The organism is Patescibacteria group bacterium (genome assembly GCA_041661505.1).
Taxonomy (GTDB): Bacteria; Patescibacteriota; Patescibacteriia; order Patescibacteriales; family JBAZCA01; genus JBAZCA01.
This window is the reverse complement of record JBAZUF010000001.1, coordinates 261,775-285,198: the sequence shown is the minus strand read 5'-3', so window position 1 is coordinate 285,198 and position 23,424 is coordinate 261,775. Positions and strand designations below refer to the sequence as shown.

Below are 23,424 nucleotides of genomic sequence, written 5' to 3'. Positions count from 1 at the left end.
TTATGAAGAATCTAAAGGAGCTTATTAAGAACGGCATTTTGTGGCACAACCTCGAATTAAAAAAGGTTTTGTCTCTTCTTGACTCAAATCCTAACGGGCTGGAAGAAAAGGAGGCCCTCTATCGCCAGGGTATTTTCGGGGAGAATGTCCTTCCCAGAAAGAAAAAAAGAGGCGGGCTGATAATTTTTTTAGAGCAGTTCAAGAGCCCGTTAATTTATATTTTAATCATTGCCGGCGCGATTTCCCTTTTGGTCCGGCATTTTGCCGACGCCGGAGTAATTTTTACCGCCCTAATCACAAACGCAGTCATCGGGTTTATCCAGGAAAATAAAATTAACCGGTCATTGGAAAAGCTTAATGACCTGATAGTCGCAAGCGCCCTGGTAATAAGGGCAGGAAAGAATAAAAAAGTTCTGTCAAAAGATTTGGTGCCCGGCGATATCATATACCTTTTAGCCGGGCGGTCCGTTCCGGCTGACTGCCGAATACTTGAGGGCGATGACCTTGAAATTAATGAGGCGATTCTCACCGGCGAGGCAATTCCGGCGCCAAAGGAAACGGAGATTGTTGAGGTCGGAAAAGAATTGGGCGGCCGGAGTTCTATGGCTTATATGGGGACGGTTATTACTAAAGGCAGCGGCATGGGGATAGTAATAGCCACGGGGGAGGATACTGAAATTGGAAAAATCGCCAGCCTTACCCGGAGCGTGCCCGAAGAAAAAACCCCGCTCCAGACTAAACTCCTCCACTTTTCCAACCAGCTGGGAATAATCATCCTTTTACTTTCGGGAATTATTTTTTTTATCGGAATCCTTTCCCATTATGATCTTTTTCAAATATTCTTAACCGCCATTGCCATTGCCGTATCGTCTATCCCGGAAGGTTTGCCGATTGCCATAACTGTTATTTTGACCATCGGCATGCAGGCGCTCTTAAAAAGAAAATCATTAGTCCGGCGGCTGGCGGCCACGGAAACCCTCGGCTCGGTAACGGTAATCTGCGCCGACAAAACCGGAACTTTGACCGAAGGGAAGATGCGGATAGTAAATATAATTTTTCCCGACCAGAAAGCCGAACTAGTCAAAGGGAAATGGAAGCACGAAGATCCGGAACTGGTTTTTCACGCCCTGCGCATCGGCCTTCATGCCAACGAGGCTTTCTGCGAAGGGGAGGCGGGCGGCGGTATAGCCAAGGAAGTAAACGCTTTAAAAATTATCGGATCGCCGACCGATGAAGCGATTCTCGCGGCGCCGCTTCAGGCCGGCTTTAACTATTTCAAGGAGAAAGAGGATTATAAGCGGATTAAAGAGCTTCCCTTCACGCCGGAAAGAAAGTTCATGGCGTCGCTTAATTTAGTAAAAAGAAAGGATAAATTTATTAAAACCGGAAGAGTCCTGTTTACTAAAGGCGCGCCCGAAATAATCCTGGGCTATTCCAAATTTTTTATAAAGGGCGGAAAGATAAGCGCTATCGGAAAAAAAGACCGCGAGGACATTTTTTTTGAATTTAAAAAATTGTCTTCCGAAGGCTTAAGGATTATCGCGCTGGCCTATAAAAACGTCGGGGACGGGGAGGATGCCGATGAAATAAGCCGCCTTTGTGATAACCTGATTTTTGTCGGCTTGGTCGTCTTAAAAGATCCCTTGAGAAGCGAGGCCAGAGAAACTATTGATATCTGCAAAAAAGCCGGCATCCGCCCGGTGATAATAACCGGCGATTACAAACTGACAGCCATAAAGATTGCCAAAGAGGCGGGAATAGACATCGGAGAGAATGCGGTCTTGGAAGGCCGCGACCTTGATCTATTGGATGATGACGCTTTAAAGGAAAAGGCCGGAAATATTAATCTTTACGCCCGGGTTAATCCCGATCACAAGCTTCGGATAATCAAGGCTCTAAAGGAAAGGGGGGAAATAGTCGCCATGGCCGGAGACGGCGTTAATGACGCTCCGGCGATTAAAGCCGCCAATATCGGCATCGCTTTAGGTTCCGGGACCGACGTCGTAAAAGAGGTGGCCGATATTGTGCTTTTAAATGATAATTTTTCGATTATAGTAGAAGCGATAAAACAGGGGCGGATAATATTTACCAACATACAGAAAGTAATAGTCTATCTTCTATCCGACAGCTTTAGCGAGATGATATTAATTGTCGGCGCGCTCTTGGCCGGGTTTCCGCTTCCGATATTGCCGGCCCAGATTTTGTGGATAAATATTTTTAACGACAGCTTGCCCAATTTTTCCTTGTCTTTTGAAAAAGGCGAAGGAGAAATTATGGAAAGGGCTCCAAGGCGGCCGGATAAGCCGATTTTGGACCGGCGGATGAAAGTTATTATTTTTGCCGTCGGGATAATCCGCGATTTGCTGGTTTTAGCCATCTTTTACTATTTGTTCAATGCGTATTATAATATAGATTACGTCCGGACGGTAATTTTTGCCGCCGTGGGAGTTGATTCGTTGTTTTATATCTTCAGCTTAAGAAGCCTGGAAACCCCGATTTGGAGGATGAATCCGTTCAGCAACCGGTACCTGGTCGCTTCGGTTTTTTTAAGCCTGGGGCTTCTTCTTTCAGCCATTTATTTTAAGCCTTTTCAGTCCTTCCTCTCTACCGTAAGCCTTGAATGGTCGGTCTGGCCGGTAATAATTTTAAGCGGCCTAATAAGCATCGCGCTGATTGAAATAGTAAAATATTATTTTAACAGAAAAGTAATTAAAATATAATGGCGAGAAACAGAAATAATCCAATACTGCGCCGCATTTTCACTTCCCAAATTTTTTTGACTATCGCCGGACTGGGTATTTTAATCCTGTTGAGCTTCCCCTTGGCTAAAAATATTTCTCAAAGGCATAAAATCGATAAAGAGGTGGGAAAAATGCAGGAAGAAATAGGGAGGATTGAGAAAAAAAACAGCGGGTTGAAAAAGCTCGTTAATTATCTTGAATCTGACCAGTTTGCCGAATCAGAGGCGCGGATAAAATTGGGCTTAAAAAAAAGCGGCGAAGAGGTAGTCGGAATAAAAGAACAGACCGGGATAGCGGAAGAGCCAAGCGAACTGCAAACGGTATTTAATATGCCGGGGCTGAATAATAACCAAGATGAAAAATCCGAAAGCAATCCGGGCCGGTGGCTAAAATATTTTTTCGCGAGAAAAAACAGCCTTTGAATTTTACGAGAATCTGATTGAGCCGACTGTCGGATTCGAACCGACGACCCACGGTTTACGATACCGTTGCTCTACCAGCTGAGCTAAGTCGGCGATAATTACTAGAGCGAGCGATGGGAATCGGACCCACGCCTCAACCTTGGGAAGGTCGCGTACTGCCATTATACTACGCTCGCGGGAATTCGCATGATTTAATGGCGCTTGATTCAATACTACAGATTATAGGATAAAAAAACCCGCTATGTCAAAGCGGATAGCCATTAAAACAAAACAATGAATAAAAAAACAATCTTTAACGCGCTTTTAACAGCCGTTTTTCTACTAGCGGGGGTTTTGGGAAATTTTTCCGGAGAGGCGGCCAAGGGGGCGGGCGGAATTTTTAAAATCAATTTGGATCTTAAAACCATTGAGAAAGGCTATACGGTGAGCGATCCGGACGGCCGGTTAAAATTATCTTTGGTGCCGGGGATATTATCCGGCGATACGGGAGTGGAAATCCAGGAGCTGGATGAAAAATTTTCTTATCCCTGGGAATTGGAGAAAATCAGCCCGGTAATGCAGTTTGAATTCAATAATAAAAGCGCTTATGACAACCATAAGCCTTTTTACATCCAGTTTTCCTACAATAAAGACGACTCGGGGCTAAAGCAAGTATTTTTTTATGACAAGGGGGCCGCGGCCTGGCGGGCTTTGCCAACTTGGGACTTTCCGGATCAAAAATTCGTCCGTTCGCTTATCCATCTGCCTTTCGCCCGCATCGCTGTTTTTTCCAACCCCAATATTTTAACTAAAGGAAAGGCTAGCTGGTACAGCTACAAAAAAGGAATGTTCGCCGCTTCGCCCGATTTTCCTATTGGTTCAAAATTACGCGTCCATGTGTCGGGCGCCAAGACGGATAAGTATGTCGACGTTACGGTGAATGATTACGGTCCGGACCGAAAAACGCATCCGGATCGGGTCGTTGATTTAACTAAAGAGGCATTTAAAAAAATCGCCAGCCTTTCGGACGGCACTGCTACAGTGTATGTTGAACCGCTAGTTATAACCGGAAGCCTGAAGCTCAAGCTGGCGGAGTATGAAAAAGGGGCCAGATTCGCGCCGGACTTGAATTTTCGCGCTTCAATCGTTATGAATGAGAATACCGGAAAAATCCTTGAGGCCGTAAACGCGACAACCACTCTTCCTTTGGCCAGCCTGACGAAAATAATTGCCGTAAAAGTTTTTCTGGAAGCCCATCCGACAACAACGGAAATTGCCGCGTACAGCATGAAGGACGAAGAGTATAATTACCTTTATTGCAAACCATGGGAATCGGGAAAGCTTAAGCTTGAGGAAGGGGAAACTTTGACGGTAAAAGACTTGATTTATTCCAGCCTGACCGGGTCCACCAATAATACGGTAGAAACTTTAGTTCGGGTGAGCGGTTTGACGCGGGATGGATTTATTAAAAGAATGAACGATTTAGCTGAATTTTATGGGGCAGAATCCACTTTTTTTATCGAGCCGACCGGATTGTCGCCGAAGAACGTGAGTTCAGCCAAAGATTATGCTATAATAACTAAAGAGGTTTTAAGGGAGCCGATTATAAGAGAGGCGAGCGTCTCCAAAGTCTATAAATTCAAGACTTATAAAAAAGACGGTAAGGAAATAAGCCATTCAATAAACAACACCAATACTCTCGTCCGGCAGGGAAAATACGAGTTCACCGGATCAAAGACCGGATACTTGAACGAAGCCTTGTATTGCCTTATGTCCCGGGTCAAAGCGGCTAACGGCGAAAATTTGATCATCGTAACCTTAGGCGCTAAAAGCCGGGATGAGAGTTTTAAAAAAACCGAAGAGTTAATTCAATATAGCCTGATCGCTCTGGAAAAAAATTCCGCCCCGGATAAACTGGCGCTATCGGAGTAATAATAACAAATTAAAATGCAGGCTTGCGCCTCGCATTCCGCACTTCCGATAGAAGGATGCGGATAATTTAAACTATTATGTTTAAAAGGAAAAAGAAGAGTTTTAAAAAATTACTGGTAACCTATAATAATTTCGAGATAATCGTCGGGACGGTTATGATCGTAATGCAGATTATTTTAATAGTTACGTTTTACCACAGTTTTACCGAATTAAGGGACGCCAATATCCTGTGCGGGGCAAATTCCGAAGGAGCGGCCAATCCCGAAATAATTGAGCCTTAAGCCAAATAATCAACTACTAAATATATGACAAGCGAACTACTAAAAAAGGTGCTGGCAGCCGGTAAAATCGTACGCGGCTTCACTTTAATCGAGCTCTTGGTTGTAATTTCCATCATCGGATTTTTATCAACTTTCGCGATCGTGTCCTTGAAAAGTTCAAGGATGAAAGCGCGCGACGCGAGAAGAATGGCTGAATTAAAGCAAATCCGCACCGCCTTAAACATGTATTTTGACGCAAACGCTAGCTTTCCTACTATTAACAGGGCTTGCAGTGCGGCCTGCACCAGCCCGGCCTCGTGCGTTGTTACACCGAACTGGACTACGCTTGTTACGGCTTTAGCGCCTTATATTAAGCTTCCGGCAGATCCGTTAAACACCAATCCTTATTGCTACGCTTATGACAGTGAAGGAGGCGCCGGCTTCGGGCTGATTGCCAACATGGAAGTAAATACCGCGGCCGAATCAAGCGACGGAGGCTCATACGTCACCCTTTACGAAGTTGGTCCGGACATAAGAGCTACCTGGTGGTAAATACTTATTTCTTCAAGACCCCGCGAGCTTAAACCCTGGGGTTCGCTTTTATAACTTTCGCATGATTAAACTTTTAAACGTTTCAAAAATATACCAGCCGGATATTAAAGCCTTAAACCAGGTGACTTTGCATATTAAGCCCGGCGAATTTGTCTCAATTGTCGGCCAGTCCGGAACCGGAAAAACGACAATCATTAAAGCGTTGATAGGGGAGGAAAGGATATCATCAGGCAAGGTGGTAATCGGCGGCTGGGATGTTACCCGCATTAAGTCGGCCGACATCCCGTTTTTAAGGCGCCAGATCGGAGTGATCTTCCAGGACTACAAGCTTTTAAATAAAAAAACTCTGGGTGAAAACGTTGAGTTCGCCCTGCAGGTTTGCGGCCAGCCGCCAAGAAAAATAAAAAATATCGTCCCGCACGTAATGAAAATTGTCGGCTTGGAAGATAAGATGAACCGCTATCCGAACGAGGTGTCGGGCGGCGAACAGCAAAGGACCGCTATCGCCCGGGCCTTAGTCCATCGGCCTAAAATACTATTAGCGGACGAGCCGACCGGCAATTTGGATTCGATTAATACCAAGGAGATAATTGATCTCTTGTTGAAAATAAATAAATTTGGAACGACTGTCGCTTTAGTTACCCATAACCGCGAAGTAGTTAACCGCTTAAAGCGCCGGGTTATTACTTTGGACTGCGGCTGTCTTATAAGCGACCAGGAATGCGGAAAATATATATTGTAAATTAAATTTTTCCCAAAAGGGAATAAAGACATGTTTTTATCTTTTATAAGGATAATTAAATTCAGCCTCCAAGATATTTACCGGAACATCTGGCTGTCTTTGGTTACGATTACGATTTTAATTTTGGCGCTTTTTTCCGTAAACATGCTTTTGACTATAAAAATAATCGGCGACGCGGCTATTGATTCGGTTAAAGATAAAATTGACATTAGCCTTTATTTAAAGCCCGACTCAAAAGAAGAAGAAATCCTCGCGGTTAAATCCAAAGTGAGTAATTTGGATGAAGTAAAAGAGGTCCGCTACATATCTAAAGCCGAAGCCTTGAAAAAATTTAATGAAAAGCATAAAAACGATCCGGCGATACTGGAAGCCTTAAAGGAGCTGGATGCTAATCCCCTAACCCCGACCCTGGTAATCCAGGCTAAAAACGCCGGACAGTTTGACGGCCTGATTAGAAAAATAAATGAAATCGATTCAACGGCCATCGAATCGAGGGACTTTAACGACAACAAGGCCATCTTAAGCAAAATCAATTCCATAACTAATAAAGTAAGCGAAGTAGGAATATTTATAAGCGTTATTTTTATCCTGATTACGGCCCTCTTAGTCTATAATTCCATCCGCGTAGCCATCTATATCCACCGGAGGGAAATCGGGATTATGCGGCTGGTCGGCGCGTCCAATATTTTCATCAAAATGCCGTATATGGTTTCGAGCATTATCTATACATTAGTCGGAATACTGGTGGTAATAGCGATTTTTTTGCCCTTTCTGGGGCTTTTACAGCCGTATCTGGAAACATTTTTTATCGGCTATAATATCAATATAATTTCCTTCTTTGTCCAAAATTTCTTCAAGATCTTCGGGTTGGAATTTTTGGGCCTCGCGGCAATTAATTCGATCGCCAGCACAATCGCGGTAAGCAAATACTCAAAAGTTTAATAATCACCGGATAAAATAAGTTAAGCGCTTTGAAAATTATCAGGGCGCTTTTTTGTTTTGGAGGACATTAAAAAGCCGCAGGTCTTCGGTAATATATGGCGGGCTTTAAACGTCGTATTTAAATTACCGGCGAATCCGGACCGGGCATTAACTCGCGGATTATATTAGCGGCCGAAAGACGGCGATAAATTTTATTTTTATAACTGCTAGAAAAAAATTGTATGAATCAGGCCATTTACGCAGAAAATTTAAGGAAATCTTTCAAAGGCATTGAGGTTTTAAAAGGCGTGGATTTAGCGGTTGAAAGAGGAACTATCTTGGCCTTACTGGGTCCGAATGGGGCCGGTAAAACCACTATCATCCGCATACTAAGCACTCTTCTTCCGGACTATGCCGGCAAGGCGGCGGTAAACGGCTTTGATGTCGCGTCGCATCCCCAAAAAGTACGCAAGAGCATCGGCTTAACCGGCCAATACGCCGCTGTTGATGAATATCTTAACGGCCTGGAAAATCTAGAGATGATGGGACGGCTTTATCATCTAAACTATAATGGCGCAAAAAAACGAGCCGTTGAACTGCTTGAGCAATTTGACTTAGTTGACGCGCAAAACCGGGCGGTAAAAACTTATTCAGGAGGCATGCGCCGGCGCCTGGATTTGGCTTTAAGCCTTATAGCCGCGCCGCCCGTAATTTTTCTTGATGAGCCGACTACCGGGCTGGATCCAAGAAGCCGGATGGCGATGTGGGAGATAATAAAAAAATTAGTTGATTCCGAAGCCACGATTCTTTTGACGACGCAATACCTTGAGGAGGCGGATCTTTTAGCTGATAAGGTCGCGGTTTTGGACGAAGGCAAAATTATCGCCGAAGGCGCGCCGGAAGAGTTAAAAAATCTTGTCGGCAGAGAGCGGCTAAAATTGACCATCGGTAAAAAAAACGATTTTGAAAAAATCGCGCAAACGATTAAGGGTGAAGGCATTCAAACCAATTCGGAGGAACTTAGCATAAGTTTGGCAACGGATGGAAGCGTGCCGGAGATACAGAGAGTTTTAAATTACATTACCCAAAGCGGCGCCGAAATAAGTTCTATGTCCTTAGACAAGCCGACTATGGATGATGTTTTTCTGCATCTAACCGGCCGCATGGCCGCTGAAGAAAATAATAAAGCTAACAGCCAAAAAAATGGAAGATAAAATTTACCCATTAGGACGATACAAGCCGCAGAAGCGCTCCAAGCTATATTTTATTTTGCTTGATAGCTGGGTTTTAATTAAACGCAGTTTGATGCATATTTTAAAAAACCGCGACCAAATAATGGGCCTGACCATCCAGCCGATAATGTTTATGCTTCTTTTCCGCTATGTTTTCGGCGGGGCAATCAACACCGGCCCGATTAACTACGTAAATTTTCTGGTCGCCGGCATTTTAATCCAGAGCGTGGCCTTCGGCTCCTTAACCACCTCTTTAAGCGTCGCGGCCGATCTCCAGCGCGGCATCATTGATCGGTTAAAATCCCTGCCGATTTTCGGCCTGGCCACGATCCTCGGGCATATCGTTGCAGATATCGCGCGGAATCTAATTCAATCTCTGGTTATGATCGCTGTCGGCTTTCTGGTTGGTTTTCGTCCGACCGCCGGCCTTGGCGAATGGCTCGAGATTGCCGGGCTGCTGCTCTTATTTACTTTGAGCATGTCCTTTATCGCCGCCATTTTGGGACTCATCGCTAAATCAGTTGAAAGCGTGCAATGGCTTGGCTTTTTCGTCGTCTTCCCCCTCACTTTCGCCTCCGCCGCTTTTGTACCCACGCAAACTATGCCGAGTTTTTTAAGAGTTTTCGCGGAAAATCAGCCGGTTACGCACGTAATTGAGGCGGTGCGCGCCTTAATGAACGGCCTGCCGGTCGGCAGCCACGCCTGGATTTCAATCGTCTGGAGCGCCGGCATTATTGCTGTTTCCGCGCCGATCACGGCTTATCTTTTCCGAAACCATACCGGACGATAAATACCGAGTAATTCCTAATAGATAGACGAGATTTTTGCCGTCTGTTTTTTCAACTGTACAAAATCAATTATATCAGATAAAATAAGAAAGATTTAAGCAGTGCTTTATGAATAAAATCAAACTGGCGATTATCGGGGGAACCGGGTTTTACGGCCTGGAGGGCATAAATTTTACTGATCGCAGCGTTAAAACTCCTTACGGACAGGTAAAAATTAAGACCGGAGAATACAAAGGGATTGAGTTGGCTTTTTTAAACCGCCACGGGGAAGGGCGTAATTTGCCGCCCCATTTAATTAATTACCGGGCCAATATTTTTGCCCTGAAAAAAATCGGGGTAAGAGCGATTCTGGCGACCAATACGGTTGGTGCGATTAACACCAAAATGAAGCCAGGAAGTTTAGTGTTTATCGACCAATTTATTGATTTTACGAAATCCCGGAGCGGAACTTTTTTTGACGGCGAAAAAGGCGTCGTACACATTGACCTGACTAATCCGTATTGCGAAATAATTAGGCAAGAGTTAATAAAGGCGGCTAAAGAAAAAAATATGCCGTTTCATGAAAAGGGAACGCTCATCGTTACCGAAGGGCCAAGGTTTGAAACGCCCGCCGAAATAAAATTTTTCAGGTCTATCGGCGCGGATTTAGTAGGCATGACCGGATTTCCCGAAGCGGCATTGGCGCGCGAAGCCGGAATTTGCTACGCCTCAATCTGCATTGCTACCAATTTCGCCGCCGGCGCCAGTAATGAGCTTTTAAATATTGAAGAAATAGGCGCGGCCATGGAAAAAGTTAAAAAGCCTCTTTATGAATTAATTTTAGCTGTCGCCGATCGCCACGTTTTTTCTTCGGACTGCCAGTGCAAAAGCAGTGAAAAACAATTTGAATTGCTTCTTAATAAAAAATAGCCCCCAAGAGGCTATTTGAAATTCAACCCTCGCCAATTTATTATTCCCAGGGATAAACGATATAATTATCGTTTGATTTTTTTTCGAGAAAATAGTCGGGCGCGAAGGCCGAAGAATGCCTTACGTGAATAACCGCCGAGCGGACTTCTTGCGGACCCATAGCTTTTAATATTTCAGAGACTTTCTTCAGGGTTTTTCCCGAATCGCAAATTTCATCGATTACCAGGATTTTTTTCCCGAAAATATTTTTTTTATCTATTTCCTGGTAAACCTGCACCTCTTCCATTTCGCCGTAATTTTCGTCATGGTGCCGGCAGCCGATAGAGAAATAATCGGCTTTAATATATTTTTTAATAATCCTGCCCGGCACCCAGCCGCCTTCGGCGATTGCGACGACTGCGTCAGGAAGATAATCCATCTTAACTTTATCGGCGAGAATTTTAACGTCGCGCTCGAACTCTTCCCAGGAATATTTTTCTTTGATTACGAATTTTTTTGGGCTGGTTTCCATAAATATAAATTATTTATATACCTATATCATAAGTCTTTAAGGCTAAAATAACAATAAGCACCTGACATGGAGACTTACCCGGTCTATTTCTCCGCGGCATTCAAATTCAACCCCGTTGCTTATAAGTTTGCTAGGTATGTGATCAAATATTGCAGATAATAGATTCCGGCCAGCATAAAAATTGAAGCAATGGCGTAGCGCATTACTTTTTCGATTTTTTGCAGCGCGTTAAACATTTTTCCGATTTTATTAACGCTAAAAGCTAAAAACAGGGAAAAGACAATAACCGGCAAACCTGTTCCGAGGGCAAAAATAGGAGGCAATAGCAGACTCTCGGCTGAACTTAAGACCAAGGGGATAAGAACACTGAAAAACAATACTCCGCTATAAGGACAAAATACTAGGGCAAACAACATCCCGAGGAGCATGGAGCCAATGTAGCCTTTTTTAGAAAGCCATTCTTTTATTTCGTCAAACTTTTTGTTTTTTAATCCTATGTTTATTTTTATCACCCCAAACATTATGAGGCTGATTATGATGAGCGCGACTCCAAGAATTTTATCACCCCAGCCTTGAAAAATACTTGAAATTGAAAAAGAAGAGATGCCAAAGTAAATGAGAGTCGCCAGCAGAGTGTAGCTTACGCCTCGTCCAAATGTGTAAAATAAGCCATTCAATAAAGTGTTTTTTATTGTCTTAATTTCTTTGGAAATGTAGGCGATTGCCGTAATATTGGTCGCCAAGGGGCATGGGCTGATAGAGGTCAAAATGCCTAGTAAAAATGCGGTAAGCAGGGGGATATTGTAATTGTCTATTAGGGCACTGATAAAATCCATAGATTATTTTCCGAGTAAAGCATTAATCCGTCCTTCAAGGTAGTCCTTGAATGCTGTCGGATTGCCGGTCAGTTGCCAGACTTTAGTGTTTTGGACGATATGATCCTCTCCGTTGTAGTTAGAATTTAAAAAAAGCGCCGACCCGCTGGCCTGGAATTTTAACGCCAATTCCTTATTCTCGGGCAGGTCGATATTTATTTCCTTAAACTCAATTTTTCCCGCTTTAAGCTCGTCCCGGAATCTTTCGTTTACTGTTTCTCCGGCCAGTTTGCCTATGGCAATGCAAGTAGCGCAGCGCTGGGCCGCATGGAAAAGAAATACCTGGACTTTATCGGCCGGAATTTCTCTCGCAGGAACAACTTCAGTTTCCGCTGATTTTTCAGTGGTCATGTTTCCGTCTTTATCAAAGTAATATGTTTTATTTTCGCCTTCGCATCCCGCTAAGAGCAAAGGAGCAATAATAATTAACGAAAACAAAAGAATTTTCTTTTTCATAAGCATGGGTTTCTTAGAAGAATTATTTGTTAGCCTGAACCGGAATTTTATGGGCCAAGTTTTTGTTAAGAGTTGAATCATTATTTAAGACAAAATTAAACATATAGCCGGTAAAAATAATCCCGATTCCTACGACGCTGGCGAAAATAATAATCAGCCTGGTCTTCATCACCTTTTTTAAAATCATGAATTCGGGAAGGGAAAGGGCCGTAACCGCCATCATAAAAGCCAGAGTAGTTCCCATGCTTACGCCTTTTTCAGTCAAAGCGCTAACCAAAGGAATTATGCCAGCTGCATTGGAATATAGCGGAATGCCGATTAAAGTCGCGAAAGGCACGGCATACCATTTGTCGGCTCCGGCGTATTTAGCGAGAAAATCAGTCGGCACATAGCCGTGGATCCAGGCTCCGAGGCCAATTCCGACAATAATATAGGGCCAGACTTTTTTAATTATATCTTTAACGTAATTCCAGGCATATTCCCGCCGGTCTTTAAATGTCATTTGCATTAATGGCATGGTGTTCTGACTGGCCCGGTTTTTATTGATAAAATCCGCCAAAAGATGCTCAACATTAAAAAAGCCGATGGCTACCCCGGAAAAAATGGCGATCAAAAGACCGCTTAAAACATAAAGAGAAGCAATTTTCCAGCCAAACATTCCTAAGAGCAGAACTAAGGCGACTTCATTGATCATAGGAGAAGAAACAAGAAAGGAGAATGTCACGCCGAGCGGCACACCCGCTTCAACAAAACCCAAAAATAACGGCACGGCGCTACAAGAACAAAACGGCGTAATAATACCGAATAGGCTGGCCAATACATGGCCTAAATATTTATTCTTACGCGATAAAATATTCCGGATTTTTTCCGGGGGCAGATAGGTGCGAACAAGTGATACAATATAAATAATAACCGCTAACAGTAGAAATACTTTAATCGTGTCAAAGATAAAAAAATTAACCGCTTCTCCGGCTAAAGTGCCTGGCAAAAGATTAAAAACTTCAAAAGAAACCCATTCGGCGAATAACTGTACGGGATAAAATATGTTCATAAATTAACACTTGCCTCCGCAAGAACAATGGCCGCCTTCTTCTTTCGGGGCGGATTTATGTTCGGCGGCTATTATTTCTTTTATTTTTTCTAACCCGGGCAATTGCCCGGCTAAAATAACCTTATTATTTATTACCAACACCGGGCTGGACATCACGCCCAAAGACATTATCTTTTGAATATCGTCCGAATATTCAACTTCTATGCCCAAATTTAAACCCGCAACAGCCTGCTTAGTCTGTTCAAACAGCTTTTTGCAGGTCGGACAACCCGAGCCAAAAACTTGGACACTCTCGATTTTGTTACTCATAATTTCGTCAAATATAGTTTTTTAAAAAATTGGTTAATAATGAATTATATTTTTTAAATGTCTTTTTATCTATTGAGTAGTATATTCTTTTCCACTCTTGGCGGCTCTCCACAAGCTTTAAATTTTTTAAAGCCTTTAAGTGGGCGGAAACGAGGTTTTGGGGCAAATCCAGATACTCTTCAATTTCACAGACGCAACGCTCTCCGTCTTTTAGAATGCAAATGATTTTTAGCCGGTTTTCTTCTCCGATAAGACGCAAAAATTTCGCCAAATTGGCGAACTCTTTAGTCAATTCCTTGTTTGAACAACAAAGCGGTTTCATAAAAATAATATCAATTTATAATGATATGATAGCACTAACCAATTTTCGGGTCAAATAAAAAAATGAGCCTTTCAGCTCATTCTCTGATTTTTGTTAGCTTGCGCGGAGAGTTTCCGAATATCCGCCGGGGTAATCCCCGAATTCACAAACGCCATAAATTAAAAAAGGGTTCGATTTTTTACATATTCATCCTTCAAATAATAATAACCTTTGATAAATCAAAATCAACTCCTAAGCCTTTAAGCGCGGCATAAGTTAATTTATCCATCATCGCGCCGTCAAAGTTGATAGTCTTCATGGCACGATAGTTTTTATTGGTTAAGGAAAACGCCGGCCGGAAAGATACATTTCTCAATGTCGCGCCCTTAAACGTAGCTTCATTCAAGCTTGCTCCGTCAAATTTGACGCCGATAAAGACAAGGCCGTCCAGGCGCATCCCCCGCAGGTCGCAGTGTTTGAAGTCCACGCCGTTAAAAGTGCAGTTTAAAAAGACTGTCTTCCGGAGATCGGTCATCGTCAGCTTCGCGTCAATCAGTTTTACATCGGTGAATTTTGCCCGGGTAAGGTCTGACGTACTGAATTTGGTGCGCACAAGAATAGTTTTATTGAAGCTCGCGTCCGTAAGGTTAAGAGTAGAAAAGTCGCAGTCTGTGAGATTGGCGCCGTCAAAATTGGCTTCGCGCACGTCGCTGGCTTTAAACGAACTGCCGGTAAGGTCCGCTCCCGAAAAGTCGGAACCGCGCAACGCGCTGGCTTTAAATTTTCCATTATGCGCGGTAACGCCGGCGAAGTCGCTCTTGGCTAGGTTGCTCGCGCTAAAGTTGGTTAATACCTGGCGCTCCAGGGAGAGGGAGAGGTTTGCGACATCCTGTACTGTTTGCTCAATGTCGCCGATGCTGTCTATGGTCATCTCGAAAGCCGTTTCATCGTCCTTGCCCCCGGCTACGAATTCACGGTAGCGCTCCTGTAAATCGGAGAGCAGGTCGGCCTTTAGTTCGGCCACGCTTTTTACCCCGTCATAAGGCGCGAAAACGCCGTTCAAATAGTTTGTTAATTTCTCATTCATAATTTATTGATTAATAATTAACTGATCCAGAATTTGTTTCGCGAAATTCCAGCTTTGCTTATTATTTTTATATAATTCGCGGCCGCTTTTGGTAATACGGTAGTACCTTCTCCTGCCGCCCTGGGTTTCATCCCCCCAGTAAGAAGCAATATGCTCATCATTTTCCAGCCGTTTTAGGCTGGAATACATAGTCGCTTCTTTTAGTTCGTATTGCTGATCCGAGCGTTCGAATACGAGCTTGATAATTTCGTAGCCGTATTTATCGCCACCCAGAAGCAGTCCGAGAATGATAGTGTCCGTGTGTCCGCGAAGCAAGTCCGCTGATATTTTTTTATTCATAACTACACCATACATCATATTACTATGGCTGTCAAGGTATATGGCGATAGAGATTCAAACCCGCCCATTCAGACGGATTAACCGACGGGCGCGAAATACGCTTAGACCCTTAGCGAACCGCGGAACCCTCTAACGGCGTAGTAAGATTCCGCGCCGTTGTGATAGGTAAAAACAGCGCCGTAGCGGCGATCGCAAAAAAGGGCGCCGCCTAAATTCCTGATCCCGGAAGGCGTTTTCACCCAGCTTGACGTTTTCGCGTCAAAATTCCCAAGTTTCTGCAAATCCCTGTATTCTTCTTCCGTTAAAAGTTCAATGCCCATGGCCGCGGCCATATGAGCCGCGCTGTCTTTTGGTTTGTGCTCCTTTCTTAATTCCAGCGCTTCTTGGTCGTAGCATATATTCCGGCGGCCTTTGGGAGTTTCCGCGGAACAATCATAAAAAATATATTCGCCCGTCTTCTTATCGTAGCCGGCAACATCCGGTTCGCCGCCGGTTCTTTCCATCTCATAAAGCGAGCGCAGTTTTTCCGTATTAGCTTCCAGCCTTGCTCTTACCTTTGCCCATTCAAGGCCTTTATGGCGGTTCATATTTTTTTCAAAACGGGTTTTTAAACTCTCCAGCAGTTCTTCGCGCTGCTCTTTTAAAAGGGTTTTTTTTGGCATATTTTTACGTTAAAGACAAATAGTCCTTTTTTATTTTAATAATACTTTTATCTATTAAACTCAATTGCGCAGCCTTTATTAAATGACGTATTATTTCATAATTTATTGCCTGGCCGGCCGAAAAACTTTCATAACTTAAACTTCCTTCAAGTTAAACGCTAATTTTTCTCAACAAAAATACGCCCCGCATTTGCGAGGCGCGTTTCCTTTGGCTTGCATATTCTGAAGGCTCCTGGACTTTATTATATTATGCGATAATAAGCCTGACAATTTAAGATAAGTCAAAAGGAAACAATTTTGTCGCTTCTTTTTATTAGTTGTTGCAAGAAATGCAACAACTGAAATTAATTTGTTTCATTAAGGAACAAGTTGATATTAACACTTAATTGCAATGTGCATTTTTTGCACATTGCTTTTTTCATCAACTTCATTAGTTTTTAGAACATTATTAAGATGCTTCGTTGTCGTTGAACGATTAATACCGAAAAGACTGGCAATTTGCGCCTGCGTCGCCCAGATTGTCTCCTTATTAAAATCACCGCGAAGCTCTATCGCTCCTTTCGGAGATTGATATATTATGATTTCTTTTTTTTGCTTCTTCATAAGTTAATTTTATCATTTTTACCTGCATATGCAAAATACTATAGTCCTGAATTTCCGGATAAAAAATAACGCCCGATATTGGCGTTATTCCGACTGGCTCGGGGACCTGGATTCGAACCAGGATAAACGGCTTCAAAGGCCGCTGTCTTGCCGTTGGACGATCCCCGAATGATGTTGTTTTTAGATCAAGCGATGGGCGCAAAATAATGGGCTCGCGAGTTGTGATAAGACTTTCGCTTATTTAAACAAATCCCGAAGAGCTCGGGATGTTTTAATAATTAAATATTAGAATAAAAGACCGGTGATGTCAAACTCAAGGATTTGCCCGCACTCGGGCAAAATGGTAAAATATACGGGAAGCAAACTTCGTATTTTTATGTTTAAAGAACTCGTCAAGGACAACTTTATTTATTATTTTTTCCACCTGGTTTTTGGCTTGGTTTACGGCGTACTTTACTTTCCGATCTGGTGGTATTCCCTTGGGACGATCCGGGCGGCAAAGGGGCTTTTTAGCATGGTTGTTAACGAAGAAAAATCACTGGCCTTTTTTGTCTGGGTAAAAAATTTATTCCGGCCCATGTACGGCGTCGGGGGCTGGGACGGATTATTAATTAGCTTTTTCGTCCGCCTGGCGCAAATTGCCGTCCGCGGAATCGCCTTGGTTATTTGGATAATTATCGCGTTTATTTTATTCCTTGTTTGGCTGGCTTTGCCGATAATCGTAATCGGGCAAATTTTTTACCAGTTAAGCTAAAGTTCGCCCCGGCCCCAGCCTTGTTTTATCGGAAGGAATGGCGGGACTAAGTAATCTTAAATGGAAGAACCAAAAAAAAATGAGCCGATTTTTTCCGTCTGCGCCGAATGCGGCGGTTCGGGACAGGTTAATTTTTTACCCTGCTTCCACTGCAAGGGAGTGGGCGTTGGCTTGGCTTCCGGACCGAGCATTTTATTTTGGGGAAAGAGGCTCGGAATTACCAGTATCCGGTTGTCGAGGATTGAAAGGAAAATAAACTTGGCCGTAAATATTATTGCCTATCTTGCCGGATTGGCCGGAATTATTTCTTTGGGCTTTTGGGCTTATCTAAATTACCGGGAAGGAAACGTTGACGTTGCCGATTATTTCATTTGGCAAAAAAAGAACGCGCTTATTTTGTGGTTCTGGATTTCGGTTGTCTTCGATATGTTTTTAATTTACCGCACCAGCGAAAAAGAAAGGAAATTGAAAGCGGTGAGAATTTTGAAAGATGATGAAAAGAAGCCAAAAAATATTTTCGGCAAGAAAAAAGATGCCCGGTTGTCCAAAGTCAATATCGCGGAATCTTTCGGCCTGCCGGCCATTAAGGCGGTTGAAGACGCCTATTTTTTAGCCGCCTCTTACGGCCATGAAACCGTAGGCGTCCGGCATCTTTTTTTGTCATTGTTAAAAGATGAAAAAATACTCGGGCTTTTTTTCCGCCTGAATGCCAACGTGCCGGCGATCAAGGGAAAAATCGAGAGCCAGCTTTCTTTGGTGCAAAAAGGAGGCGGCCTCGCGCATCTCAATATTCAGGAAGATAATGATTTTAAAAAAGCCATGATTTTAGCCTACGCGGGCGCCCGCGACTTAGGACAGCCGGCGGTCGAGCCGATAAATTTTATTTTACCGATCGTGGGTTCGGACCGGTTAATTGAGGACTTGCTTTATGAAATGGAAATTGACGGGCAGAAAATCCAGAACGTCGTCAATTGGTTTCGAATTAATGACGAGATGGCGGAGAAATACAGTAAATACAGGAGCCAGTCGCGCTTTAAGCCGTCGACCAACATGAATCGGGCTTATACGGCCGTAGCTACTCCGCTTTTGGATAATTTCGGGTATGACCTTACGGTCGCGGCTAAATGGGGAAAGCTGGAATTTTGCGTTGCCCGGGAAAAAGAAATCAGCCAGGCTTTTAGCATTGTCGATTCGGGCCAAGCCGGAATCCTTTTAGTCGGTCCGCCGGGAACCGGCAAGAAAGCCATTATCCAGGGAATTGCCCAGCTGATGGCCGAAGAGGAAGTGCCGAAAATTTTCCGCGACAAAAGGCTGATCGAAATCGACACTTCGCGCCTAATTTCCGGAGCGACTGCCGCCCAGGCTGAAGAACGGCTGCAAGAGCTGATTGATGAGGCTAACCGCTCGGGAAATATAATCCTCGCCATGCATGACATCCAAACCATAACGGGAATTTCCGCCGGCGGAGAAGAGAGCCTTGAATTGTCCGAAGTTTTAGCCAATGCTATTGACCGGAAATACGTGATTTGCATCGCAACGGTTACCAGCGAAAATTATACCAAATATTTGGAAGGCAGGGCTTTGGGAAGCGCGATGGGCAAGGTTGAAGTTAATGAACCGGCGGGCGATCAGGCGGTTCGGATATTATCAAGTAAAATTAATTTTCTTGAAGGCCGCTACGGAGTATTTTTTTCCTACTCGGCTTTAGAGCAGGTAATTGCTTTAACGGTCAAATATATCCATGACAGCTTCCTGCCGGCCAAAGCGGTTAAAGTAATGGAAACGGTTTCCGCGCGGGCGGCGAAAAAAGAAAAAGAAAAAAGATTTATAACCAAAAGCGATATCGCCGAAGTCGTAAGCGAAATTACCCACATTCCGGTAGCCCAGGCGGCCGGTGAGGAAAGTGAAAAACTGCTCAACTTGGAGGAGGAGATCCATAAGTATATGATTAACCAGAAAGAAGCGGTTAACGTTGTTTCGGCGAGCCTCCGGCGGGCGCGGGCGCAGATGACCGAAGGCAAGCGCCCGATTGCGAGCTTTTTATTTTTGGGGCCGACCGGGGTGGGAAAGACTGAATTGGCCAAATCAATTGCCCGAGTATATTTCGGCGATGAAAAATGTATGATTCGGCTGGATATGTCCGAATATCAAATCCCGGAAAGCGTCAATAATCTAATCGGCGGAGAGGGTTCGCCGGGACATTTGACCGAAGCGGTGCGCAAGGCGCCGTTCTCCTTGATTCTCCTGGATGAATTCGAAAAAGCCTACAAAGATATTCTGAACCTGTTCTTGCAGGTTATGGACGACGGCCGGCTGACTGACGGCCAGGGAAGGACGGTCGACTTTACCAATTCAATTATTATCGCCACCTCGAACGCCGGCGCCCTTTATATTCAGGAAGCCTTAAAGGACAAAAAAAATGCCGACTTTGGCCAGATAAAAGAAACATTAATCAATGAGCATTTAAACAAAATACTGCGTCCGGAGCTGATAAACCGTTTTGACGGGATAATCGTCTTTGAACCCTTGGATCAGGAAAACGTCATTGACATAACCCGGCTAATGGTTAAGACTTTGTCCAAGACCCTTTTGGCTAAGGGAATTGGCTTGGAGGCGAAGGAGGAGGGAATTAAGATTTTGGCCCGCGAAGGGTTTGACCCGAAATTCGGCGCCCGGCCGCTTCGCCGCCTTTTACAGGATAAAATCGAAAACATCATCGCCAATAATATTCTTTCCGGCGAGCTGAAGCGGCGCGATACAGTAGTGATTAACGAACAGGCGGAAATTGATATAGTTAAAGGGAAAGCTTTGTAATTAGAAAATATCGGATGCAATTTTATTTTGAAATATTCGCCGCCGCTTTTTTACTGTCCGCCGCCGGCGCCCTTTTGGTAAAGCGCCTGGCATTGAGGCTGGGCGTTGTTGATCTGCCGGCAACCGGAAGAAAAGTCCACCAAGTCGCGGTTCCGCTTTTAGGCGGGACGGCGATTTTTTTCGCTTTTTTTATCGGGCTTTTTTTAGTGCAGAATAAATTGTTAGCCGGAAATTTAGCGGCGCACCATTGGATCGGATTTTTTATTGGCGCTTGCATACTGATGCTCGGCGGATTTTTGGATGATAAATACAATTTGAGCCCGGGTAAGCAAATTATTTTTCCCGTACTCGCCGCGCTCGCGGTAATCGCCGGCGGAGTCGGGATTGAAAAAATTACCAATCCTTTAGGCGGCCTCCTATACCTCGACCAATGGAAAATACCGCTTCTGGCCTGGAGCGGAAAAATGCATTATTTTGTTTTTATTTCCGACACCTTTGTACTCCTTTGGCTTATGGGCATGATGTATACGACAAAAATTTTAGACGGTTTAGACGGCCTGGTTACCGGCGTAACGGCTATCGGCGCTTTTATAATTTTCCTTTTTACCATGACGACTAAGTACTACCAGCCTGACGTCGGACTGGCGGCGCTTATATTGTCGGCCGCCTGTTTAGGTTTTTTAATCTTAAACTGGCATCCGGCTAAGATTTTTTTAGGCGAAGGCGGGTCGCTCTTTTTAGGATATGCCCTCGGCGTCCTCGCAATAATCTCCGGCGGAAAAATCGCGATCGCCCTTTTAATCCTTGGCATCCCAATACTGGACGTCGCCTGGGCGATTATCCGGAGAATTAAAGCCGGAAAAAATCCTTTCCGATTTTCCGACCGGCTCCATCTCCACTACCGGCTTTTTGATTCGGGCCTGGGGCAAAGAAAAACCGTTTTAATTTATTATTTTCTTTCGGCCGCCTTTGGGCTTTCGGCGCTATTTTTACAAAGCCAAGGAAAAGTCTTGGCGCTCGGGATTTTATTTTTACTAATGCTTGTTATAGTGGTAATCTTTAATCGGAATGGAAAAAAGAGCGATATAGGCGAGTAAATATTTCCAATTTCTACTGCGGAAGAGTAGTGAGCTCGCTATAATATAATAAATATGAATTTTAACGAACTGCATAAATACTTAAAAGAAAATAAATTGCCGGCTTTTAGGGAAAAGCAGATTTACGGGGCTTATTTTGGCGCGCTGGCTGATTCGTGGGAGGCCGTGACCGTACTACCCAAAGACTTGCGTGAAAAACTGGAAAAAGAAATTCCTTGGGACAGTTTAAAACCGGAAAGAATCGCGAAGAATAAAGAGGAGAATTGTTTTAAGGCCGGCTTGAAACTAGAAGACGGGAGGCAAGTAGAAAGCGTTTTAATCCGCCATGCTGATAAACGCAATACGGTTTGCGTTTCCTCGCAGGTCGGCTGTCCTTTGGGTTGCGCTTTTTGCGCGACCGGCCAATCCGGATTTAAGCGCAACCTTGAAGCCCACGAGATAGTTGAGCAAATAATTTTTTTCGCCCGGTGGCTGAAAAATTTAGATAAAGGCAGGGATGGACAAGACAGTGAAGAGGGAAGTGAAGGCGCGATGCATGGTAAGGATAGAAAAAATCAGGAAAGAGAAGAAGCAAAAGTAACCAATATAGTTTTTATGGGCATGGGCGAGCCGATGTTGAATTATGATAATGTCATTTCAGCAATAAAGATACTAAACGATAAAAACGGCTTTGGCTTAGGCGCCCGGCATATTTCTATTTCCACTATCGGCATCCCGGAAGGGATAAGAAAACTGGCTAAAGAAAATTTGCAGGTTAATTTGGCTTTTTCCCTGCATGCACCGAACGACAAATTGCGTTCGAATCTTTGCCCGATCAATAAAAGGTTTTCGATTAAAAGGGTGATTGAGGCGATTGATGAATATATTGAAAAAACTAACCGGAAAGTAATGGTCGAGTACGTCATGCTTAAGGGTGTGAATGACAACGAGGAAAACGCGCGGGAGTTAGCCGAACTTTTGAAAGGGCGGAAATTGTATTACGTCAATTTAATTCTATACAATAAGACTCTGGATTTTGAGCCAAGCCCTAAGGAAAAGGTGGAAAAGTTTAAGGCACTGCTGGAAAAGGCAAGAATCCAGGTAACTATCCGAAAAGAATTCGGCCGGGAAATCTGGGCGGCCTGCGGAATGCTAAAAAGCGCTAAAAATTAGAGAAAATATGATTTTGAAACAAACGCAAAAGGTTGATTTTTTCTTTAAAATAAGCTATAATTTAGGTATATCAATGTAATATGAGAAATTGGTCGGTCGATACAACCGAATTAAAGAAAGACAAAACCGGGTATGCCATCTGGCGGTTAGAGCAGATGGTTAATTTTGGTTTGGGCGGAAAAAAAATAAAGCGCGAAGAGCTGAAAAAATACTGGAAAGCTCTTAATTTGGATATTAATAAGAAGGAATATTTAAAAATGCTTTTATGGCCGAAACAATCTTAAGCGCGAATCAACTTAAGATTCTTGAGGCAATCGGCAATGATAACGAGATTTGCCGACGTTTTTATTTAACCGGCGGGACGGCGTTAGCTGAATATTATTTAAAACACCGCTTATCCGAAGACCTGGATTTTTTTTCCGAGAAAGAATTCGGCCTTCAGGCAATCAGCGTGTTTTTTGCGAAAAATAAAAAGCGGTTAGGGATAAAAAAAGTTGATTATGAACAGAGCTTCAACCGCAACCTCATCTTTCTTTATATAAAAAATGAGGTTATTAAAACCGAATTCACCTATTTTCCGTTTCCGAGAATTGAGAAGAAGGCCAAAATTAATAAATTATTTATTGACAGCCTGAAGGATATCGCGGTTAACAAGCTTTTTACGATTTACCAAAATCCCCGTTCGAGGGATTTTATTGATTTATATCTTATTATGAAAAAGACCGGCTGGAAAATCGACGACTTGGTAAAAAAAGCCAAAATAAAATTCGATTGGCACGTTGACTATTTACAGCTGGGCAGCCAATTCCTTCTGGCAAAAAAAGTGAAGGATTATCCGCGCATGATTTTAAAGCTGAAAAATGAAGACTGGCAAGAATATTTTATTGATCTGGCGAAAAGTTTTAGCGGGAAAATAATTAAGTAATTATATCCCT

The 23,424-nt window shown here is 43.6% G+C and carries 26 protein-coding genes and 3 tRNA genes; 16 read left to right on the top strand and 13 right to left on the bottom strand.

All coding sequences use genetic code 11. The features are described 5' to 3' along the window. Positions 1-2 precede the first annotated feature (2 nt). Together WC715_01485 and WC715_01480 are read left to right on the top strand one after the other, a co-directional pair. Positions 3-2,720, top strand: a complete 2,718-nt coding sequence (locus tag WC715_01485) for an HAD-IC family P-type ATPase (protein ID MFA6171120.1) — start codon at positions 3-5, stop codon at positions 2,718-2,720. Continuing rightward, positions 2,720-3,163: a septum formation initiator family protein gene (locus WC715_01480; GenBank protein ID MFA6171119.1), complete on the top strand. Its 444-nt coding sequence runs from the start codon at positions 2,720-2,722 to the stop codon at positions 3,161-3,163. The genes WC715_01485 and WC715_01480 overlap by 1 nt, the downstream gene beginning before the upstream one ends. A gap of 20 nt (positions 3,164-3,183) precedes the next feature. Here WC715_01480 and WC715_01475 read toward each other — a convergent pair. After that, positions 3,184-3,256: transfer RNA gene (locus tag WC715_01475), tRNA-Thr, on the bottom strand. 12 nt (positions 3,257-3,268) lie between these two features. Beyond that, positions 3,269-3,339, bottom strand: a tRNA-Gly gene (locus WC715_01470). A 97-nt stretch (positions 3,340-3,436) separates the two neighbouring features. On the opposite strand from WC715_01470, the gene WC715_01465 reads away from it, so the two are divergent. From WC715_01465 to mtnP, 8 genes are all read left to right on the top strand, one after another. After that, positions 3,437-5,074, top strand: a complete 1,638-nt coding sequence (locus tag WC715_01465) for an RlpA-like double-psi beta-barrel domain-containing protein (GenBank protein ID MFA6171118.1) — start codon at positions 3,437-3,439, stop codon at positions 5,072-5,074. Between the two features lie 77 nt (positions 5,075-5,151). Continuing rightward, complete coding sequence (locus tag WC715_01460; GenBank protein ID MFA6171117.1) at positions 5,152-5,355, top strand: hypothetical protein; 204 nt, start codon at positions 5,152-5,154, stop codon at positions 5,353-5,355. Positions 5,356-5,379: 24 nt separating this feature from the next. After that, positions 5,380-5,886, top strand: a complete 507-nt coding sequence (locus WC715_01455) for a prepilin-type N-terminal cleavage/methylation domain-containing protein (GenBank protein ID MFA6171116.1) — start codon at positions 5,380-5,382, stop codon at positions 5,884-5,886. Positions 5,887-5,947: 61 nt separating this feature from the next. Next, a complete protein-coding gene (ftsE, locus tag WC715_01450) occupies positions 5,948-6,628 on the top strand; it encodes a cell division ATP-binding protein FtsE (GenBank protein ID MFA6171115.1) in 681 nt (226 codons plus the stop codon). Positions 6,629-6,658: 30 nt separating this feature from the next. Further along, positions 6,659-7,570, top strand: a complete 912-nt coding sequence (locus WC715_01445) for a permease-like cell division protein FtsX (GenBank protein MFA6171114.1) — start codon at positions 6,659-6,661, stop codon at positions 7,568-7,570. A 221-nt stretch (positions 7,571-7,791) separates the two neighbouring features. Next, positions 7,792-8,763, top strand: a complete 972-nt coding sequence (locus WC715_01440; protein MFA6171113.1) for an ATP-binding cassette domain-containing protein — start codon at positions 7,792-7,794, stop codon at positions 8,761-8,763. Continuing rightward, a complete protein-coding gene (locus WC715_01435; protein MFA6171112.1) occupies positions 8,753-9,571 on the top strand; it encodes an ABC transporter permease in 819 nt (272 codons plus the stop codon). The genes WC715_01440 and WC715_01435 overlap by 11 nt, the downstream gene beginning before the upstream one ends. 106 nt (positions 9,572-9,677) lie before the next feature. Beyond that, a complete protein-coding gene (mtnP, locus tag WC715_01430) occupies positions 9,678-10,478 on the top strand; it encodes an S-methyl-5'-thioadenosine phosphorylase (protein MFA6171111.1) in 801 nt (266 codons plus the stop codon). A gap of 40 nt (positions 10,479-10,518) precedes the next feature. On the opposite strand, the gene WC715_01425 is transcribed toward mtnP, so the two are convergent. The 11 genes from WC715_01425 to WC715_01375 form a co-directional block, all read right to left on the bottom strand. Next, a complete protein-coding gene (locus WC715_01425; GenBank protein MFA6171110.1) occupies positions 10,519-10,989 on the bottom strand; it encodes a phosphoribosyltransferase family protein in 471 nt (156 codons plus the stop codon). 119 nt (positions 10,990-11,108) lie between these two features. Next, entirely contained in the window at positions 11,109-11,825 is a 717-nt protein-coding gene (locus tag WC715_01420; GenBank protein MFA6171109.1) for an aromatic aminobenezylarsenical efflux permease ArsG family transporter, read from the bottom strand. 3 nt (positions 11,826-11,828) lie between these two features. Next, the gene (locus WC715_01415; protein MFA6171108.1) at positions 11,829-12,320 is read right to left on the bottom strand and encodes a nitrophenyl compound nitroreductase subunit ArsF family protein; all 492 of its coding nucleotides are present in this window, start codon (positions 12,318-12,320) and stop codon (positions 11,829-11,831) included. A gap of 22 nt (positions 12,321-12,342) precedes the next feature. Continuing rightward, positions 12,343-13,371, bottom strand: a complete 1,029-nt coding sequence (locus tag WC715_01410; GenBank protein ID MFA6171107.1) for a permease — start codon at positions 13,369-13,371, stop codon at positions 12,343-12,345. Between the two features lie 3 nt (positions 13,372-13,374). Next, a complete protein-coding gene (locus tag WC715_01405) occupies positions 13,375-13,680 on the bottom strand; it encodes a thioredoxin family protein (protein MFA6171106.1) in 306 nt (101 codons plus the stop codon). 7 nt (positions 13,681-13,687) lie between these two features. Beyond that, entirely contained in the window at positions 13,688-14,002 is a 315-nt protein-coding gene (locus WC715_01400; GenBank protein ID MFA6171105.1) for a metalloregulator ArsR/SmtB family transcription factor, read from the bottom strand. A 193-nt stretch (positions 14,003-14,195) separates the two neighbouring features. Beyond that, complete coding sequence (locus WC715_01395) at positions 14,196-15,068, bottom strand: pentapeptide repeat-containing protein (GenBank protein MFA6171104.1); 873 nt, start codon at positions 15,066-15,068, stop codon at positions 14,196-14,198. Positions 15,069-15,071: 3 nt separating this feature from the next. Then, entirely contained in the window at positions 15,072-15,407 is a 336-nt protein-coding gene (locus tag WC715_01390; GenBank protein MFA6171103.1) for a PadR family transcriptional regulator, read from the bottom strand. A 101-nt stretch (positions 15,408-15,508) separates the two neighbouring features. Further along, entirely contained in the window at positions 15,509-16,069 is a 561-nt protein-coding gene (locus WC715_01385; protein MFA6171102.1) for a DUF4256 domain-containing protein, read from the bottom strand. A 375-nt stretch (positions 16,070-16,444) separates the two neighbouring features. Further along, on the bottom strand, positions 16,445-16,672 hold the full coding sequence (locus WC715_01380; protein ID MFA6171101.1) for a hypothetical protein: 228 nt from the start codon (positions 16,670-16,672) through the stop codon (positions 16,445-16,447). 94 nt (positions 16,673-16,766) lie between these two features. Continuing rightward, positions 16,767-16,840, bottom strand: a tRNA-Gln gene (locus WC715_01375). Positions 16,841-17,048: 208 nt separating this feature from the next. Here WC715_01375 and WC715_01370 point away from each other — a divergent pair. The 6 genes from WC715_01370 (at position 17,049) to WC715_01345 (ending at position 23,414) form a co-directional block, all read left to right on the top strand. Next, on the top strand, positions 17,049-17,426 hold the full coding sequence (locus tag WC715_01370) for a hypothetical protein (protein MFA6171100.1): 378 nt from the start codon (positions 17,049-17,051) through the stop codon (positions 17,424-17,426). 60 nt (positions 17,427-17,486) lie between these two features. Then, positions 17,487-20,240, top strand: coding sequence for an AAA family ATPase (locus tag WC715_01365; GenBank protein ID MFA6171099.1), 2,754 nt, complete (start codon positions 17,487-17,489; stop codon positions 20,238-20,240). Positions 20,241-20,254: 14 nt separating this feature from the next. Next, positions 20,255-21,337: an MraY family glycosyltransferase gene (locus tag WC715_01360; protein MFA6171098.1), complete on the top strand. Its 1,083-nt coding sequence runs from the start codon at positions 20,255-20,257 to the stop codon at positions 21,335-21,337. Positions 21,338-21,391: 54 nt separating this feature from the next. Further along, positions 21,392-22,489 carry a 23S rRNA (adenine(2503)-C(2))-methyltransferase RlmN gene (gene rlmN / locus WC715_01355; protein ID MFA6171097.1) on the top strand — a complete coding sequence of 366 codons (1,098 nt, stop codon included), beginning with the start codon at positions 21,392-21,394 and terminating at the stop codon, positions 22,487-22,489. 80 nt (positions 22,490-22,569) lie between these two features. Further along, entirely contained in the window at positions 22,570-22,773 is a 204-nt protein-coding gene (locus WC715_01350) for a hypothetical protein (GenBank protein MFA6171096.1), read from the top strand. Beyond that, the gene (locus tag WC715_01345; protein ID MFA6171095.1) at positions 22,755-23,414 is read left to right on the top strand and encodes a nucleotidyl transferase AbiEii/AbiGii toxin family protein; all 660 of its coding nucleotides are present in this window, start codon (positions 22,755-22,757) and stop codon (positions 23,412-23,414) included. The genes WC715_01350 and WC715_01345 overlap by 19 nt, the downstream gene beginning before the upstream one ends. Positions 23,415-23,424 lie beyond the last annotated feature (10 nt).